General features: G+C 68.5%; 15 protein-coding genes and 1 pseudogene. 5 read left to right on the forward strand and 11 right to left on the reverse strand.

All coding sequences use genetic code 11. The features are described 5' to 3' along the window. Nucleotides 1-75: 75 nt before the first annotated feature. On the forward strand, nucleotides 76-2,052 hold the full coding sequence (locus tag QGN30_RS17760) for a TPM domain-containing protein (RefSeq protein ID WP_038535847.1): 1,977 nt from the start codon (nucleotides 76-78) through the stop codon (nucleotides 2,050-2,052). 195 nt (nucleotides 2,053-2,247) lie between these two features. On the opposite strand, the pseudogene QGN30_RS17765 reads toward QGN30_RS17760, so the two are convergent. The 3 genes and pseudogenes from QGN30_RS17765 to QGN30_RS17775 form a co-directional block, all read right to left on the reverse strand. Beyond that, nucleotides 2,248-2,392 (reverse strand): annotated as a pseudogene (locus tag QGN30_RS17765) (hypothetical protein); the annotation flags it as partial. A 503-nt stretch (nucleotides 2,393-2,895) separates the two neighbouring features. Then, nucleotides 2,896-4,116 carry a PPE family protein gene (locus tag QGN30_RS17770; RefSeq protein ID WP_038538568.1) on the reverse strand — a complete coding sequence of 407 codons (1,221 nt, stop codon included), beginning with the start codon at nucleotides 4,114-4,116 and terminating at the stop codon, nucleotides 2,896-2,898. A 251-nt stretch (nucleotides 4,117-4,367) separates the two neighbouring features. Continuing rightward, nucleotides 4,368-5,759 (reverse strand): glycine--tRNA ligase, encoded by a 1,392-nt coding sequence (locus tag QGN30_RS17775; protein ID WP_038535844.1) that lies wholly within the window; start codon nucleotides 5,757-5,759, stop codon nucleotides 4,368-4,370. Between the two features lie 183 nt (nucleotides 5,760-5,942). Between QGN30_RS17775 and QGN30_RS17780 the strand changes: the two genes are divergently transcribed. Both QGN30_RS17780 and QGN30_RS17785 read left to right on the forward strand, forming a co-directional pair. Further along, entirely contained in the window at nucleotides 5,943-6,368 is a 426-nt protein-coding gene (locus QGN30_RS17780; RefSeq protein WP_173662756.1) for an ArsR/SmtB family transcription factor, read from the forward strand. Further along, nucleotides 6,365-6,760, forward strand: coding sequence for a Fur family transcriptional regulator (locus tag QGN30_RS17785; protein ID WP_008255605.1), 396 nt, complete (start codon nucleotides 6,365-6,367; stop codon nucleotides 6,758-6,760). Before QGN30_RS17780 ends, QGN30_RS17785 begins: the two co-directional genes overlap by 4 nt. Before the next feature lie 3 nt (nucleotides 6,761-6,763). Here the strand turns inward: QGN30_RS17785 and QGN30_RS17790 are convergent, their stop codons facing one another. From QGN30_RS17790 to recO, 3 genes are all read right to left on the reverse strand, one after another. Beyond that, nucleotides 6,764-7,192 (reverse strand): hypothetical protein, encoded by a 429-nt coding sequence (locus tag QGN30_RS17790; RefSeq protein ID WP_008255604.1) that lies wholly within the window; start codon nucleotides 7,190-7,192, stop codon nucleotides 6,764-6,766. Continuing rightward, entirely contained in the window at nucleotides 7,192-8,061 is an 870-nt protein-coding gene (locus tag QGN30_RS17795) for a decaprenyl diphosphate synthase (protein ID WP_008255602.1), read from the reverse strand. Before QGN30_RS17795 ends, QGN30_RS17790 begins: the two co-directional genes overlap by 1 nt. A 165-nt stretch (nucleotides 8,062-8,226) precedes the next feature. Then, nucleotides 8,227-9,024, reverse strand: coding sequence for a DNA repair protein RecO (gene recO, locus QGN30_RS17800; protein ID WP_008255600.1), 798 nt, complete (start codon nucleotides 9,022-9,024; stop codon nucleotides 8,227-8,229). A gap of 62 nt (nucleotides 9,025-9,086) precedes the next feature. On the opposite strand from recO, the gene QGN30_RS17805 reads away from it, so the two are divergent. Both QGN30_RS17805 and QGN30_RS17810 read left to right on the forward strand, forming a co-directional pair. Next, nucleotides 9,087-10,577: an amidase gene (locus QGN30_RS17805; RefSeq protein WP_008255598.1), complete on the forward strand. Its 1,491-nt coding sequence runs from the start codon at nucleotides 9,087-9,089 to the stop codon at nucleotides 10,575-10,577. A 76-nt stretch (nucleotides 10,578-10,653) separates the two neighbouring features. Next, a complete protein-coding gene (locus QGN30_RS17810; protein WP_036458648.1) occupies nucleotides 10,654-12,114 on the forward strand; it encodes an aminotransferase class I/II-fold pyridoxal phosphate-dependent enzyme in 1,461 nt (486 codons plus the stop codon). Nucleotides 12,115-12,122: 8 nt separating this feature from the next. Here the strand turns inward: QGN30_RS17810 and era are convergent, their stop codons facing one another. The 5 genes from era to QGN30_RS17835 are packed head-to-tail and all read right to left on the reverse strand — an operon-like array spanning nucleotide 12,123 to nucleotide 17,247. After that, nucleotides 12,123-13,022 (reverse strand): GTPase Era, encoded by a 900-nt coding sequence (era, locus tag QGN30_RS17815; protein WP_008255596.1) that lies wholly within the window; start codon nucleotides 13,020-13,022, stop codon nucleotides 12,123-12,125. Continuing rightward, nucleotides 13,015-14,325 carry a hemolysin family protein gene (locus tag QGN30_RS17820; RefSeq protein WP_008255591.1) on the reverse strand — a complete coding sequence of 437 codons (1,311 nt, stop codon included), beginning with the start codon at nucleotides 14,323-14,325 and terminating at the stop codon, nucleotides 13,015-13,017. Before QGN30_RS17820 ends, era begins: the two co-directional genes overlap by 8 nt. Before the next feature lie 38 nt (nucleotides 14,326-14,363). Beyond that, nucleotides 14,364-15,584, reverse strand: a complete 1,221-nt coding sequence (locus QGN30_RS17825; protein WP_263646491.1) for a hypothetical protein — start codon at nucleotides 15,582-15,584, stop codon at nucleotides 14,364-14,366. Nucleotides 15,585-15,634: 50 nt separating this feature from the next. Continuing rightward, on the reverse strand, nucleotides 15,635-16,168 hold the full coding sequence (gene ybeY, locus QGN30_RS17830; protein ID WP_008255587.1) for an rRNA maturation RNase YbeY: 534 nt from the start codon (nucleotides 16,166-16,168) through the stop codon (nucleotides 15,635-15,637). Between the two features lie 20 nt (nucleotides 16,169-16,188). Beyond that, nucleotides 16,189-17,247 carry a PhoH family protein gene (locus QGN30_RS17835; RefSeq protein WP_029384281.1) on the reverse strand — a complete coding sequence of 353 codons (1,059 nt, stop codon included), beginning with the start codon at nucleotides 17,245-17,247 and terminating at the stop codon, nucleotides 16,189-16,191. Between the last annotated feature and the right edge of the window lie 91 nt (nucleotides 17,248-17,338).

The raw sequence follows: 17,338 nt of genomic DNA on the forward strand, positions 1-17,338 counted from the left end.
GCCAGGGAATGCCCGCCCAAGTCCGGCTCGACTCGGGCCCGCTGGCGTGTGTCGGCCGGGGCTAGATTGGGCCCTATGCGCACCGCTCGCCTGCTCGCCGTGCTCGCGACGCTCCTGACGGTCGGCCTCGGCGGCGGGCTGCTGTCGGCACCGGCCGCCGGCGCGCAACCATCATTCCGGTTGGCCGACTACGTCACCGACAACGCGGGGGCGCTGTCGGATTCCGGTCGAAGCACCGTCACCGCCGCCGTCAACAAGCTCTACACCGACCGCCACATCCGGCTGTGGGTGGTCTACGTCGACGACTTCTCCGGGCAGAGCCCGACCGGGTGGGCACAAGGCACCGTGCGCGCCAGCGACCTGGGCGGCTACGACGCGCTGCTGGCCGTTGCGACCACCAGCCGCGCCTACGCCTTCCTGGTGCCGTCCACCATCAAGAGCGTCAACTCCGGTCAGGTCGACAGCTTGCGGCGCAACAAGATCGAACCCGCCCTGCACAACGGTGACTGGAGCGGCGCCGCGGTGGCCGCGGCGAACGGGCTCGACGCATCGCCCGGTTCGTCGGGGCGGGTGATCCTGCTGGCCACGCTGGCGGGCATTCTCATCGCGCTGGCCGGCCTGCTGCTGGTGATGCGTCATCGCGGGCAGCGCCGACGGGCCGCGGCGTTGGCGGCCGCGCGGCGCGTCGACCCCACCGACGTCGACGCGCTCGCCGCGCTGCCGCTGCAGACGCTCGACGACCTGTCCCGCGCGCTGGTGGTGGACGTCGACAACGCGCTACGCACCAGCGCCAACGAATTGGACCTGGCGGTCGGCGAATTCGGCGAAGAGCGCACCCGACCCTTCACGAGCGCGGTGGCCAACGCCAAAGCGGCTCTGTCCCAAGCGTTCACGGTGCGCCAACAACTCGACGACTCCACACCGGAAACACCCGCCCAGCGGCGCGAACTGCTCACCCAGGTGATCGTCTCGGCGGCGCGGGCCGACCGCGAGCTGGAGTCACAGACCGAGGCCTTCGAGAAGCTGCGCGACCTCGTGATCAACGCCGCGTCGCGGCTGGATGCGCTGACGCAGCAGTACGTGGAACTCACCACCCGTCTGGCGCCGGCGGAGCAACGGCTGGCGGCGCTGCACCACGACTTCAGCGCTGCCGCACTGACTTCGGTGTCCGGCAATGTCACGACGGCCAAGGAGCGGCTGGCGTTCGCCGACCGCAACATCGGCACCGCCCGTGAGCTGGCCGCCCACGCCGTCACCGGTGGGCAGGCCGGCTTGGTCGACGCGGTCCGGGCCGCCGAGTCCGCCCTCGGGCAGGCGCGGGCGCTGCTCGACGCGGTGGACAACGCGGCCAGCGACATTCAGCACGCGATCGACGGGCTGCCGTCGGCCGTCGCCGACATCAAGGATGACATCGCACGCGCCAACGAACTGCTGCAGAAAAAACCCACGCGCAGCGGCGATTTGGTGGCGGCCCGCGACGCGGCCACCAGGGCCGTCGAGAGCGCCCGCGCCGGTGGATCCGAAGATCCGCTGGCCGCCTTCGGACAGGTGACCAAGGCCGACGCCGCGCTCAACGGGCTGCTGGCCACCCTGGCCGAGGAACAGGCCACCGCCGAGCGACTCAGCCGATCACTGGAACAGGCCTTGTTCACCGCGCAATCGCGGGTGCGCGCGGTGTCCGACTACATCGACACGCGCCGCGGCAGCGTCGGCCCCGACGCCCGCACCCGGCTGGCCGAAGCCAAGCGCCACCTGCAGGCCGCGCAGGACAAGGGCGCGACGAACCCGAGCGAAGCGATCGCCCACGCCAACGCGGCGTCGACGCTGGCCGCTCACGCTCAGTCATTGGCGAACGACGACGTGCAGGCGATGCAGCGCGCCTACACGCGTGGCGGCGGTAGTGACATGGGCGCGATGCTCGGCGGCATCATCATCGGCGACCTGCTCAGCGGGGGGATGCGGGGCGGATTCGGCGGCTGGAGCCCGACGTCGTTCGGTGGCTCGCCGGGTTCTTCCGACGGCGGGTTCATGGGTGGCGGCGGCCGATTCTGACGCGCCGCGCGCGGGTGACCGCGGCGGCTTTCGGTTCTCTACCTACCGGTCTTCAGCCGGCGGCCGGGGAATGCGGGATCACGCCCACGGGCCGTGCCGCGGCTTCGCCTTCCCACCCGCTCCAGACGCCGTCGGCGACCGCCGTCGGGCGGGGCGCGTCGAGTGTCTCCTCCGTGGTGTCGGCGCTCGCGTCCGACTTCGGCGCCCAGTGGTCGTAGTCGTCGGGCGGAACGACCACCCCCCACTTGAGTGGGACCGATAAACCGCCGAGCACACCGCACTCACCGCGTACTGCCGCCACCGTGTCATCGGGTAACGGCGAACCGAGAGGCAAAAGCACCCCTGCCCCCTTCCACAGCCGATCTAAGCGTTCGGGCGCTGTGGCGAACCTATTTACACCAACCGCTGACATCGTAAGACAAACCGAAGAAAATATGCGGGAATTGCCAATTTTCCTTAATTTGAGCGTGTATCGGACCACGCGGGCCTCTCGCCGACCGGTAAGGGGACCGCCGCGCGGGCCACGCGGGCCGGCGACACCGGGGAACTCGGGCGCCATCCCGGACGATCGGCCGTCGATTCCTACGGACAAACTCCTTGCCGCACAGCACGTTAGGGTAAGCCGTCGTGATCGGATCGAGCAGTCGGCCGCGGGTGCGCCGGGGGTCCGGCTCCACGCTTCCCGCTCGGGGCAACGCATGCGAGCGCGCGTTCTTACGGGACGAATTATATGAATTCGCATATTGCGGTACGGCGTTGCTTGGCCGCCCCGGCCAACCTAGTCGGAATTTCCGGTTTCTCACGCCGTGCACTCCATGCACATCCGCAACAGCGGCACCGCGATTATCGGGTTCGCGGCACCACTTTGGGCCGTGACCGCACCACCTCCGCCTTGGTGCCGCGCTTGTCCCCCTCGGGCCCCTTGTCGCCCACCGGCATGGCCGTCATCGGCACGCCGTTACCCGACCCGGCCGCGGCCGACGTCGCCGCGGGCGCTCCGGTGGCCACACCCGACACCGCCGGTGCGGGCACGTACGCCGGCATCGACCCTTGCCACGCCGCGGGCACCGACATCGCCCCGACGAACCGCGCGGTCCCCAGGCCCGCCGACGCGACGCCCAGCGCGCCCAGCCCTCCGCCCGCCAGCGGTTGCAGGTCGGACAGCACGCTATGGGCGCTGCGCGGGGCCTCGGCGGCCACGTTGGTGGCGCTGAGCAATACCGGCGCCGGCGCCGCCGGCGGCGCGGCCGCCACCGGGCCGGTGCTCTGGGCCAGCGCCACCATGGGCGGCATCAGCGCGCTGGCCGGGTACATGCCGGCCTGGGCCACCGTCGTCAAGGTCGCCACCGGCGTCGAGGTCATCAACGACGTCAGCGACGAGACCGCCGGGGAGAGCGCCATGAACACCGATTGCAGCTGCGACGCGAACGCGGTCCCCAGCGAGGACAAGCCCTGGAAAAACTGGGACGCGAGCGTCAGGGGCGCCGTCACCAGGTCGGCCAGGCCCGCCAGGCCCGCGGACGCCGCGCCGCCGAGACCCGCGGGCGGCGGGGTGAACGCCGGCAACGTCTCCACCAGCGTTTGGGCCCCCGCGTGATAGCCCACCATCGCGGCCACGTCCTGCGCCCACATCTCGACGTACTCCAGCTCGGTCTGCGCGATCGCCGCCGTGTTCTGGCCGAAGAAGTTGGTCGCGATCAGGATCAGCAACCGGGCACGATTCGCCAGCACCGCCGGCAGCGGCACCGTCGCGACCACCGCCCCCTCGAACGCCAGCGCCGCCAGCCGGGCCCGGATCGCGGCCACCTCCGCCTCCGCGGCGGCGATCAGCAGCCATTGCACGTAGGGCGCCGCGGCGGCCGTCATCGATGCCGACGAAGGACCCGTCCAGGGGCCCGCAGCCAGGTCCGTCACCACGGTGTTGAACGAGGCCGCCGAGGACGACAGCTCCGCCGCCAGTCCGTCCCACGCGGAGGCCGCCTCGAATAGAGGTCCAGCACCGGGGCCGCCGACTATCAAAGCCGAGTTGATTTCCGGAGGGAAGAACAAAAACGCGGGAATCATCCACACCCCAACCGACCGAGTCAACGGCTCCAGCGACAGACGCCCGACATCCGCCCATGGCTCAACTAGCTATCTACTTATGCCCCACGGCAGATCCTAGGGCACCGCCACCATCGCGGCCCGATTTTTAAGCAAACCTTATTTCGCAAATGCGAACCGGCGACCGCGCATCATTCACGGCGGCGCGAGTCGGCCAGACGCGCACCGACGCAACGGGACCCGATATGGCACCGCCGACGGCGGCCCGGTGATTAGCAGCCTTTGAGCCGTGCCGCCAGATAATCGGCCACGGTGTTCATCGCGACGCGTTCCTGGGTCATGTCGTCGCGCCGGCGCACCGTCACGGCGTTGTCCTCGAGTGAGTCGAAATCCACCGTCACACAGAACGGCGTGCCGATCTCGTCCTGGCGCCGATAGCGCCGCCCGATCGCGCCCGCATCATCGAAATCGATATTCCAAAACTGGCGCAGTTCGGCCGCCAGATCGCGGGCCTTGGGGCTCAGGTCGGCGTGCCGGGACAGCGGTAGCACCGCCGCCTTGACCGGGGCCAGCCGCGGGTCCAGCCGCAGCACCGTGCGCTTTTCCATCTTGCCCTTGGCGTTCGGGGCCTCGTCCTCGACGTAGGCGTCGATCAGGAAGGCCATGAACGACCGCGTCAAACCCGCGGCGGGCTCGATGACATACGGGATGTAGCGTGCGTCGGTCGCCTGGTCGTAGAAGGACAGGTCGACGCCGGAATGCTTTGAATGCGTCGCCAAGTCGAAATCGGTGCGGTTGGCGACGCCCTCCAGCTCACCCCACGGGTTACCGGCGAAGCCGAATTTGTACTCGATGTCGACGGTGCGATCGGAGTAGTGCGACAGTTTGTCGGCCGGGTGTTCAAACAACCGCAGGTTCTCCGGATCGATACCCAACTCGACATACCATTGCAGCCGGGTGTCGATCCAATACTGATGCCATTCCTTCGCGGTCGAGGGCTCGACGAAGAACTCCATTTCCATTTGCTCGAACTCGCGCGTGCGGAAAATGAAGTTGCCCGGGGTGATCTCGTTGCGAAAGCTCTTGCCTATCTGGCCGATGCCGAAGGGCGGTTTCTTGCGCGCGGTCGTCACCACGTTGGCGAAGTTGACGAAGATGCCCTGCGCGGTCTCCGGACGCAGATAGTGCAAGCCCTCCTCGGTCTCGATCGGACCCAGGTAGGTCTTGAGCATCATGTTGAATTCGCGGGGCTCGGTCCACTGCCCGGGCTCGCCGGTGTCGGGGTCACGGATGTCGGCCAGTCCGTTGGGCGGCGGGTGGCCGTGCTTGGCCTCGTAGGCCTCGACGAGATGGTCGGCGCGGTAACGCTTATGGGTGATCAGCGACTCGACCAGCGGGTCATGGAAGACCTCGACGTGGCCCGAGGCCACCCACACCTGCCGCGGCAAGATGATCGACGAATCCAGGCCGACGACGTCGTCGCGCCCGCTGACCACCGCGCGCCACCACTGACGTTTGATGTTCTCTTTGAACTCCACACCCAACGGGCCGTAGTCCCACGCCGACCGGGTTCCGCCGTAGATCTCTCCCGAGGGAAAAACGAAGCCGCGCCGCTTGGCCAGATTCACTACGGTGTCGATGACGGACGCCACGGGGTGGTGCACTCCCTTTCCGGGGTTGGGTGGGCGCGCTTGGCGGGCGACCGCCGTGCGCAGAGCATCAGTCATGGTAGCGATCGGCGCCGCGGTCTTTGACATGCGTCATCATGCATGTGACAGTGGAGTGCAGCCGATACGGCGGATACTTTCCCACTACCTGGCACTTCTCGAGGTGATGCCGCTCCCATGATGTCCCCCTCACGTTCTGCGTCGATGCCGTCCGCCACCGACGGCGACATGGGAACGGACCTGGACGCGGTCACCCACGACCACGGCGGACTCGGCGCCGGTGGGCACTCCGTACTGGCCGATTACCCCGTCCCACCCCCGCGGGAGATCCTCGACGCCGCGGGCGAGTTGTTGCGGGCGCTGGCGGCGCCGGTGCGCATCGCCATCGTCCTGCAGCTGCGCGAGTCGCATCGCTGCGTGCACGAGCTGGTGGACGCGCTCGGCGTGCCCCAGCCGCTGGTCAGCCAGCACCTGAAGATCCTCAAGGCGGCGGGCGTGGTTGCCGGAGAGCGGTCCGGGCGCGAGGTGCTGTACCGGCTCGCCGATCATCACCTCGCGCACATCGTGGTGGACGCCGTCGCGCACGCGAGCGAGGACACCCCGTGACATCGGGAGCGAGCGTTCGCTCGACCCGTCAGCGCGCGGCGATCTCGACGCTGTTGGAGACACTCGACGAATTCCGCTCGGCGCAGGATCTGCACGACGAGCTGCGCCGGCGCGGCGAGAACATCGGGCTGACCACCGTCTACCGGACGCTGCAGTCGATGGCCGCGGCGGGAATGATCGACACGCTGCGCACCGACACCGGCGAGTCGGTCTACCGCAGGTGTTCGGAACACCATCATCACCACTTGGTCTGCCGCAGTTGCGGATCCACGATCGAGGTGGGCGATCACGAGGTCGAGGAGTGGGCGACGGCCGTGGCCGCCAAGCACGGCTTCTCCGACGTCAGCCACACCATCGAGATCTTCGGCACCTGTTCGGAGTGCATGCCCTGACGGTTACGCCGTCAGCGTGCGGCGTACCTGGGCGCCGGTGTCGAGCACCAGCAAAATCAAGGTCCTCAGCGCATCGTCGGTGAGGCCCGCGCCGGGAAAGTTGTAGCGCAGCATCACATCGGCGTTCTTGGCCGCGCCCTTGCCCGAATTACGCTGCACGGCTTTGTCATTGACCTTCTCGATGAGGCTGACGCTGCCGAAGTTGCTGTCGCGCGCCTGCTTGGCCACCTGATCGCTCAGCTTCTTGGTCAGCGGCAGATCCCACGCCAATATCTGGGTGAGCGATACCAGGTCAAGGCCCTCGGCGATGTTCACCACCCGCAACGAGGCGATGGTGCCGTCATGGTGAACGGTCAGCGCGCCGTCGGTCTCCTCCTGCAGCGCAAGGACATCGCGGAGGATCGACGCCAGACGCTCCTGTAGCGATGGCACTATGCGCTCCCGAATCGGCGGTTGCGCGAGGCGTATTCCTCGCAGGCGGCCCACAGGTCGCGACGGTCGTAGTCGGGCCACAATTTGTCCTGGAAGATGTACTCGGCGTATGCCGCCTGCCACAGCATGAAATTGCTGGACCGCTGCTCCCCCGAGGTCCGCAAAAACAGATCCACGTCGGGGATGTCGGGCCGCTGCAGGTGGTTCGCCACCGTCGACTCGGTGATGCGCTCCGGGTTCAGCCGTCCGGCCGCGGCCAGCCGTGCGATTTCCTTTGTGGCTTCGGCGATTTCGGCGCGACCACCGTAGTTCACACAGTAGTTGACGGTGATGACGTCGTTGTCCTTCGTCATGTCTTCTGCGATCGCCAGCTCATTGATCACGCTGCGCCACAGGCGGGGCCGCGACCCGACCCACCGGATCTTGACCCCGATCGCATTCAGGTTCACCCGGCGCATCCGCACCACGTCGCGGTTGAAGCCCATCAGGAAGCGGACCTCTTCGGGCGAACGCTTCCAGTTCTCGGTCGAGAAGGCGTACAGGCTGAGCCACTTGATCCCGATTTCGATTGCACCACAGACGATGTCGATGACCACGGCCTCCCCGGCTCGATGACCGTCGGTACGGGTCAGCCCCTGCTGGGTGGCCCAGCGGCCGTTGCCGTCCATGACGATGGCCACATGGTTGGGCAGCCGGTCGGCCTCGATCCTGGGCGCGGCCGCCTTGGAGGTGTGCTGCGGCGGCCGGCACGGGCCGCCGTCGGCGGACGGCGGCAGCTCCGGAAACACGACGGGCCAGGTCGACTTGTCGGGAAAGACCGGATAGTCGTCGGGCGCGGGGGGCAGCTGCGGGAAACCGCGGTGTGTCACCAGCGCCCCACTGGCCTCGGTCGCAGGGCGTGTGTCTTGTGCCCACCTCCGAGCGACACGTTCGGGTGACCCGCTTTTGTCGCTCGGAGGTGGGCACAACACATGCCGGTTGACGCAGATGCGGGTGTGACGGATGTGATCACCGCCCGTCCGCCGGCCCAGACTTTAGCCACAGTCCATATCCTGCCCGATCAGCGTCGCGCGCTGATCGGCGATGGTGCGGTCGACGTGATACGTCCGTTCGACGAGCGGCAACGTCTTGAGCTGCCGCTCCAAATGCCATTGCAGGTGCGCCGCCACCAGACCGCTGACGTAGTTGCGGTGCGACTGCGGCGTCTTCTCGGCGAAGTCCCAATCGCCGTCGTGCAGCGCCGACATCAGGTCCAGCACCCCCGGCGGCGGCGTCGTCGAACCGGCCGGGCGGCAGTGGGTGCAGACGCTGCCGCCGGCGCCGACATGAAACGCACGATGGGGACCGGGCGTGGCGCAACGGGCGCACTCGTTCAGCGCCGGCGCCCAACCGGCGATGCCCATCGCCCGCAGCAGGTAGGCGTCCAGCAGCAGGCCCCGGGACCGGCGGCCGTCGGCCACCGCCCGCAGGGCGCTCACCGTGAGCCCGTGCAGGGCCGGGGCGGGCGCCCGCTCCTCACCGGCGAGGCGTTCGGCGGTTTCCAGCATGGCGCACCCGCAGGTGTAGCGGCCGTAGTCGCTGACGATGTCGGTGGCGAACGCGTCGATCGAGACGACCTGGGTGACGATGTCGAGGTTGCGGCCGGGATGCAACTGCGCGTCGATGTGCGCGAATGGCTCCAGCCGCGCACCGAATTTGCTGCGGGTACGACGAACGCCCTTGGCCACCGCGCGGACCAGCCCGTGATCACGGGTCAGCAGGGTGACGATCCGGTCGGCTTCGCCGAGCTTGTGCTGGCGCAGCACAACAGCTCGGTCTCGGTATAGCCGCATCCCCATAGTTTTGCACCCCGCCGCGACATTGCGGGTATCCGCGCCGTCTAGTCTCGTACCCCGTGATTGGCGCTTCGGGGTCGGGAGTCGGGTCCATTTCCGGGTCCGGCAACCAGCGCCTGCCCACGCTGACCGACCTGCTCTATCAGTTGGCCAGCCGCTCGGTGACGTCCACCACCCTGGTGGGTCGTTCGCTGCACGCCATCCACGCCAGCCAGCCCACGCTGAACGCCTTCCGGGTGGTGCTCACCGAGTCGGCGCTGGCCGACGCGGCCGAGGCCGACCGGCGCCGCGCGGCCGGGGACACCGCCCCGCTGCTGGGCATCCCGATCGCCGTCAAGGACGACGTCGACATTGCCGGCGTGCCCACTGCGTTCGGCACCGAGGGGACGGTTCCGCCGGCGACGCACGACGCCGAGGTGGTGCGCCGCCTCAAGGCCGCCGGCGCGGTGATCGTGGGCAAGACCAACACGTGTGAGCTCGGCCAGTGGCCGTTCACCAGCGGACCCGGTTTCGGGCACACCCGCAACCCCTGGTCGCGGCGGCACACCCCCGGCGGGTCGTCGGGTGGCAGCGCCGCGGCGGTGGCCGCGGGCCTGGTCACGGCCGCCATCGGGTCCGACGGCGCCGGCAGTATCCGCATCCCCGCGGCATGGACGCACCTGGTGGGCATCAAGCCGCAGCGCGGACGGATCTCGACCTGGCCGCTGCCGGAGGCGTTCAACGGCATCACGGTCAACGGCGTGCTGGCCCGCACGGTCGCCGACGCGGCGCTGGTGCTCGACGCCGCGTCCGGCAACGTCGAGGGGGACCGTCACAAACCGCCCGCGATCACCGCCTCCGACTATGTGGGCAAGGCGCCCGGCCCGCTGAACATCGCGCTGTCAACCCGGTTTCCCTACACCGGTTTCCGGCCCAAGCTGCACCCGGAGATCCTGGCGGCGACGCGCGCCGTGGGTAACCAACTCGAACTGCTGGGCCACACCGTGGTGTCCGGCAACCCCGACTACGGCATGCGGTTGTCGTGGGACTTTCTCGCCCGGTCCACCGCGGGCCTGCGGGATTGGGAGGAGCGCTTGGGCGACGGCGTCGTGCTGGACCCCCGGACCCTGTCCAACCTGCGCATGGGCGCCGCGCTGGGGCAGGCGATCCTGCGCAGCGCCCGCCGCCACGAGGCGGCCGACCAGCGCCGGGTCGGTTCGATCTTCGACATCGTCGACGTGGTGTTGGCGCCGACCACCGCCCAGCCCCCGCCGCTGGCGCGGGCCTTCGACCGGTTGAGCGGCTTCGGCACCGACCGGGCCATGATCGCGGCCTGCCCGCTGACGTTCCCGTGGAACGTCCTGGGGTGGCCGTCCATCAACGTTCCGGCGGGCTTCACCTCCGAAGGCCTGCCGATCGGCGTGCAGCTGATGGGCCCGGCCAACAGCGAGGGCATGCTGATCTCGCTGGCCGCCGAGCTCGAAGCCGTGTGCGGATGGGCCAGCAAGCAGCCCCAACCCTGGTGGCACCAGAGCGCGGACACCCCTCCGGCGCCCGCGCCCAGCGGCTGAGATCACCGCCGCGTCCCGCCGTCTGGGCAGGTCGGAGCGGTGAATTTCCTGCCGACGAGGCGGGTACACGTTCGCCATGGACCAATCCGACGCCCCACTGCTCGATGCGCTGGCCGACTATCGGGAAAAGAACCGATACGGGTTCACGCCGCCCGGCCACCGGCAGGGCCGCGGCACCGACGAGCGGGTCCTCGCGGTCCTGGGCCGTGAACCCTTCCTCGACGACGTACTGGCCAGCGGCGGCCTGGATGACCGCCGGACCAGCAACAAGTACTTGAAGAACGCCGAAGACCTGATGGCCGAGGCAGTGGGCGCGGACACCGCGTGGTTCTCCACCTGCGGCAGTTCCCTGTCGGTGCGGGCGGCGATGATGGCGGTGGCCGGCGGCGAGGGCAGCCTGCTGGTCAGCCGCGACAGCCACAAGTCGATCGTGGCGGGGCTGATCTTCTCCGGCGTGCAGCCGCGCTGGATCACCCCCCGCTGGGACGCCGCGCACCACTTCTCTCATCCGCCCTCGCCGGAGCAGGTCGAACAGGCCTGGGACAAGCACCCCGAGGCCGCCGGCGCGCTCGTCGTCAGCCCCAGCCCCTACGGCACCTGCGCCGACATCGCCGGGATCGCCGAGGTGTGTCACCGGCGCGGAAAGCCGCTGATCCTCGACGAGGCGTGGGGCGCACACCTGCCGTTCCACGAGGACCTGCCGACCTGGGCGATGGACGCCGGCGCGGACGTCTGCGTGGTCAGCGTGCACAAGATGGGCGCCGGTTTCGAGCAGGGTTCGGTGTTTCACCTGCAGGGCGACCTGATCGATCGGGATCGCCTGTCCGCCTGCGCGGATCAGCTGATGACCACCAGTCCCAGCGTCCTGTTGTACGCCGCCATGGACGGCTGGCGCCGGCAGATGGTGCAGCACGGTCATGAATTGCTCGGTGCCGCACTCGATTTGACGCGACACGTGCGTGAGGAGATCGAACTCATCCCGGATGTGGAGGTTCTCGACGACGAGTTGCTCGGCGCGCAGGCGTCCCACGACCTGGACCGGATGCAGGTGCTGATCGACGTATCCGCAACGGGCACTTCGGGTTATCAGGCCGCCGACTGGCTGCGGGCGCACGCGCACATCGACGTGGGGATGAGCGATCACCGCCGCATCCTGGCCACCCTGTCGATGGCCGACGACAAGGAGACCCTGGGGCGTCTCACCGACGCGCTGCGCGCGTGGCGCACCGCCGCCGACGACTTCGAGCCGCCGCCGAGCATCGCGCTGCCCTCGCCCGACGAGCTGCAACTGGAGTCCGTCGAGTTGCCGCGTGACGCGTTTTTCGGGCGGGTGGAAACGGTGTCCACGGACAGCGTCGCGGGCCGCATCGCCGCCGAGCAGATCACCCCCTATCCCCCGGGCATCCCCGCCGTCGTGCCGGGTGAGCGTCTCAACGATGCCGTGCTGGACTATCTTTGCTCGGGCGTCAATGCCGGCATGAATCTGCCCGATGCGGCCGATCCGTCGCTGAACACCATCCGGGTGCTCGCCACGTAGAAAGCCCGCTAAAAGCCCAGCCGGCCAAGCTGTTTGGGGTCGCTCTGCCAGTTCTTGGCGACCTTGACGCGCAGGTCGAGGTACACCTTGGTGCCCAGCAGCTTCTCGATCTGGGCGCGCGCGGCGGTGCCGACGTCGCGCAGCCGGGCCCCGCCCTTGCCGATGATGATGCCCTTCTGGCTGTCGCGTTCGACGTAGAGCAGCGCGTGCACGTCGATCAGGTCGTCGCGGTCCTCCCGCGGGCTGACCTCGTCGATGACCACGGCCAACGAGTGCGGCAGCTCGTCGCGCACCCCCTCCAGGGCCGCCTCCCGGATGAGCTCGGCCATCAACACCTCTTCGGGTTCGTCGGTCAGTTCCCCGTCGGGGTAGTAGGCGGGCCCGGGCGGCAGCGCCGCGGCCAGCACGTCGATCAGGACGTCCATTTGCGTCCCGGCCACCGCCGACACCGGGACGATCTCGGCCTGCTCGCCGACCAGCGCGCTGACCGCGACCAACTGCGCGGCGACCCGGTCCTTGGGCGCCTTGTCGATCTTGGTGACGATGGCGACCAGTGTCGCCTTGGGCGCGGTCGCCCGAATCTGCTCGACGATCCACCGGTCGCCCGGGCCGATCGCCTCGTCGGCCGGGATGCACAGCCCGATCACGTCCACCTCGGCGTAGGTGTCGCGCACCAGGTCGTTGAGCCGCTTGCCCAGCAGGGTGCGCGGGCGGTGCAGACCCGGCGTGTCGACCAGGATGATCTGGAAGTCGTCCCGGTGCACGATCCCCCGGATGGTGTGCCGGGTGGTCTGGGGCCGTTTCGAGGTGATCGCGACCTTGGTCCCGACGAGCGCGTTCGTCAGGGTCGACTTCCCGGTGTTGGGCCGGCCGACCAAACATACGAAGCCGGAACGGAATTCAGTCATGCTGCGGGGGTTCCTCGCCATCGGGTGAGCCGTCGGATTCGACGGGGCTGAGCAGGACGGTGCCGATGCGTACCCGCCCACGGTGATCCGTGCCGCCCTCGGCGTGCAGCCGCAAACCGTGGGAGATCACCTCGGCGCCCGGCAGCGGCACCCGGCCCAATTCCAGGGCGAGCAGCCCGCCGACGGTGTCGACGTCGAGGTCGTCGTCGAACTGCACGCCGTACAGTTCGCCGAGGTCCTCGATCGGCAGCCGAGCCGACACCCGAAAACGCTTGTCGCCCAGGTCTTCTATCGGCGCCGTCTCCGCCTGGTCGTACTCGTCGGCGATCTCGCCGACGATTTCTTCGAGCACGTCTTCGATGCTGACCAGGCCGGCGATCGCGCCGTACTCGTCGACGAGCAGGGCCATGTGGTTGCGGTCGCGCTGCATTTCGCGCAGCAGGGCGTCCAAGGGCTTGGAGTCCGGCACGAAGACCGCCGGCCGCATCACCTGCGCCACCGGGATGGTCCGCCCGCCGCCGCCCGACAAAAACGTCTGCTGGACAAGGTCTTTCAGGTACACGACGCCGACGATGTCGTCGACGTTCTCGCCGATCACCGGGATGCGGGAATGGCCGCTGCGCACCGCCAGGTTGATGGCTTGGCTGGCGAATTTGTCGCTTTCGATCCAGATCATCTCGGTGCGCGGGACCATGACCTCGCGGGCCGGGGTGTCGCCGAGTTCGAAGACCGACTGGATCATCCGGCGTTCCTCGGCGGCGACCACGCCACGCTGCTGAGCCAGGTCGACGACCTCGCGCAGCTCGATCTCCGAGGCGAACGGCCCGTTCCTCAACCCGCGCCCCGGGGTGACCGCGTTACCCAGCACCACCAAGAGCCGGCTGATCGGCATCAACAACCACGAGATCGCTTGCAGCGGAAGCACCGTCGTCAACGCGATGGAATAGGCGTGTTGGCGGCCGAGGGTGCGCGGGCCCACCCCCATGACGACGAAGCTGGTCACCACCATGATGGCTGCGGCGCCGAACAATCCCCACTTCAGCCCGAAGTTGTCATAGAGGAACACCACCAGCAGCACGGTCGCGGTGATCTCGCAGGTGATCCGCAGCAGCACAACGAGGTTGATGTAGCGGGGACGCTCCGACATCACCTTGGACAGCGCCACCGCGCCCGGCCGCTCGTCGCGCACCATTTCCTGAACACGGGCCAGCGACACCGTGCTGATGGCCGCATCGATCGCGGCGAAAAGCCCGCCCAGCGCGATCAACGCGACCGCGGCGAACAGCTCAGACCAGCCGGTCAACGGTCATCCCTCGACGTGGTCACTATTCCCCTGTGGCATCACGAGGACTCAGCGGCGTCGTCCTCGCTGCGGTTCCGGCGATTGAGCAGCCAGGCGACCAGGCCCACCACCACGGCGAACCCACCGAAGCGCAGCGCCATGGTCCACACGGATTGATGGGGTTGGCCGGGCTCCGGGTGGTGAACGGCGAGCAGCACCAAGAAGCCGCCGTCGTCGGTGAGGCCGACGCCCGGCGTCGGCTGGGTCTTGATCACCCGGATCTGGGCGGGCGCGCTGCTGGAGTTGTCGATCTGGCCCCAGGCCAGGGTGGAGTCGTCGAGCAGGAACGTGTCCTGGCTCCCCGGGGATTGGCTACCGTCGTGGCCCACCACCGCCACGTGGCCCACTTCCACGGTCTCGCCCTTGGCGGGAACGGACACGACGACGTTGTCGTACAGCTTCGGGGGCGCCGGCGGCTTGTAGTCCGGCGGCGGTGGCCCGTTGTATCCGTTGAGCGGTAGCGAGCCACCCCCGTAGAAGCTGCCCGAGGCCACATAGCTGTCGCCGACCGCGGTGAACGGGACGACGCCGACGGTCGCGGCGTCGAGCACCATCCGCGCTCCGCGCGGGAGGTACAGCTGCTGGTAGGCGCCGTTGTAGAAGTAACGGAACGTCATCGCCTGATTGAGCGGGTTGTAGAGGGTTGGGCGGCGGTAGGCATCGTCGTAGTCGACGTAGTCCCAGTGGCGCGGCCGCACGAACCGGTGCTCGTCGATCTTGAGGATGTCGACGTTTTGCCGGTGGGCATTCACCACGTTTTGCACCTGCTGGTTGAAGTCCACCTCGGTCGGCGGCTTCGGCGGGTTGGCGGGGTCGGCGCGGGTTACCGGCGCGGCCTTCGCCGCTGCGATCGCCACCGAGGGCGCATCCAGCCCTCGCGGCGGCGCGACCACCGGGGCGTTTCGCGGCGCATCGGGGCCGGGCGGATTGATCTCGAGCACCGGGACGGTGTTTTGGCCCGCGTTGGGCGGCGGCAGGACCACCGGTTGCTGCACCGGCGGCGGAAGCGGGGGCGGTTCGTACGCCGGGATGGGCACCTGCGGAACCGGTGTCGGCGCGTTGCTCGCGGGCCCCTGGACGCCGCGCTTGTCCTCGTTGCACACGTTCGCCGTGTGATAGGCGTTCACGTAGAACATGCAGCGCTGGCAGGACACGGGGTTCGAGCCCGCGCCGGCGCAGGGCGCCGCCTGCGCCACCGTGCCGGGGATGGCGACGATCATCGAGATCGGCGCGAACGCGATGGCTGCCGCCACCAGGATCCAGAGTCGGCTCAATTGTCGAAATACCTTGACTTGTCCAGCAATCGGCGGTCGCGCTCTTCCTGGCGGTCCTGGCGGTAGGCCTCGACCTGGTCGGCGACCCACTCCTCGAGCAACCGGTCCTGCAGCGCGAACATCTCCTTTTCCTCGTCCGGCTCGCCGTGGTCGTAGCCGATCAGGTGCAGCACCCCGTGGATGGTCAGCAGCGCCAGTTCGTGCCCCAGGCTGTGCCCCGCCGCGGCGGCCTGACTGGCCGCGAATTCCGGGCACAGCACGATGTCGCCCAGCATCGAGGGCCCGGGCTCGGGGGCGTCCGGGCGCCCGCCCGGTTCGAGCTCGTCCATCGGGAAGCTCATCACGTCGGTGGGCCCGGGCAGGTCCATCCAGCGCATGTGCAGGTCGGCCATCGCCGCGGTGTCCAACAGCACCATCGACAGCTCGGCCGCCGGATTGACGTCCATCTTGGCGATGACATGCCGCGCGACGCTGATCAACTCGGCCTCGGAGACGTCGATGCCCGACTCGTTGGATACCTCAATGCTCATGGAACCCGCTCACCGCACCATCATCGGCGACCGCGCGAGCCCGACGCCCGCCGGGCCGCCCGGTTCATCGTGAGGTCAGGCTCTTCGAACTTGGCGTAGGCGTCGACGATTTCCGAGACCAGCCGGTGGCGCACCACGTCCACGCTGGTCAGTTCCGCCACGTGGATGTCCTCGACGCTGTCGAGGATCTCGATCGCCGAACGCAGACCCGACCTGGCCCCGCCCGGAAGGTCGACCTGGGTGATGTCGCCGGTGACGACGATCTTGGATCCGAAGCCCAAGCGGGTGAGGAACATCTTCATCTGCTCGGCGGTGGTGTTCTGCGCCTCGTCGAGCACGATGAACGCGGAGTTCAACGTCCTACCACGCATGTACGCCAGCGGCGCCACCTCGATGACCCCCGCCGACATCAGCTTGGGGATCAGTTCGGCGTCCATCATGTCGTAGAGCGCGTCGTACAGCGGCCGCAGGTACGGGTCGATCTTCTCGCTGAGCGTGCCAGGCAAAAAGCCAAGGCGCTCACCGGCTTCCACGGCCGGGCGGGTCAGGATGATGCGGCTGACCTGTTTGGTCTGTAAAGCGTTGACCGCCTTGGCCATTGCCAGGTAAGTCTTGCCGGTGCCGGCCGGGCCCACCCCGAAGACGACGGTGTTGGCGTCGATGGCGTCGACGTAGCGCTTCTGGTTGAGCGTCTTGGGCCGAATCGTCTTGCCGCGCCGCGACAGGATGTCCAGCGTGAGCACCTCGGCCGGTGACTCGTTGTCTGTGCCGGCCAGCATGGCGACGCTGTGCCGGACCACCTCCGGGGTCAACGGCTGCCCACCGGCGACGATCGCGATCAGTTCGGAGATCACCCGTTCGGCGAGCGCGACGTCGGCGGGCTCACCGGAGATGGTGACGGTGTTGCCACGCACGTGCAGATCCGCGTCCAGGGTGCGTTCCAGCGAGCGCAGGTTCTCGTCTGCCGAACCCAGCAGGCCCATGACGGAATGGGGCGGAACGTTGATGCTGCTGCGAACTTGAGCGTCGGCCTGGAGGGGTCCGGCTGCGTCAGCAGCGCTGGTCTCGCGGGGCGTCACGTGGTTTTCGATGCCTGCCTTGTGTGAAGTGCTCGCCGATTCCGGCGTTTTCTAGCGTTTTTATCCTACCGCCGGGTCGACGCTGGCCCCA

Source organism: Mycobacterium sp. 3-98 (assembly GCF_035918355.1).
Taxonomy (GTDB): Bacteria; Actinomycetota; Actinomycetes; order Mycobacteriales; family Mycobacteriaceae; genus Mycobacterium; species Mycobacterium intracellulare.

Excerpts from the sequence above, each read along its gene's own strand:
- QGN30_RS17760 (WP_038535847.1), top strand. The coding sequence starts at position 76 with ATGCGCACCGCTCGCCTGCTCGCCGTGCTCGCGACGCTCCTGACGGTC.
- QGN30_RS17770 (WP_038538568.1), bottom strand. The coding sequence starts at position 4,116 with ATGATTCCCGCGTTTTTGTTCTTCCCTCCGGAAATCAACTCGGCTTTG.
- QGN30_RS17780 (WP_173662756.1), top strand. The coding sequence starts at position 5,943 with ATGTCCCCCTCACGTTCTGCGTCGATGCCGTCCGCCACCGACGGCGAC.
- recO (WP_008255600.1), bottom strand. The coding sequence starts at position 9,024 with ATGCGGCTATACCGAGACCGAGCTGTTGTGCTGCGCCAGCACAAGCTC.
- QGN30_RS17810 (WP_036458648.1), top strand. The coding sequence starts at position 10,654 with ATGGACCAATCCGACGCCCCACTGCTCGATGCGCTGGCCGACTATCGG.
- era (WP_008255596.1), bottom strand. The coding sequence starts at position 13,022 with ATGACTGAATTCCGTTCCGGCTTCGTATGTTTGGTCGGCCGGCCCAAC.
- QGN30_RS17825 (WP_263646491.1), bottom strand. The coding sequence starts at position 15,584 with ATGATCGTCGCCATCCCCGGCACGGTGGCGCAGGCGGCGCCCTGCGCC.
- ybeY (WP_008255587.1), bottom strand. The coding sequence starts at position 16,168 with ATGAGCATTGAGGTATCCAACGAGTCGGGCATCGACGTCTCCGAGGCC.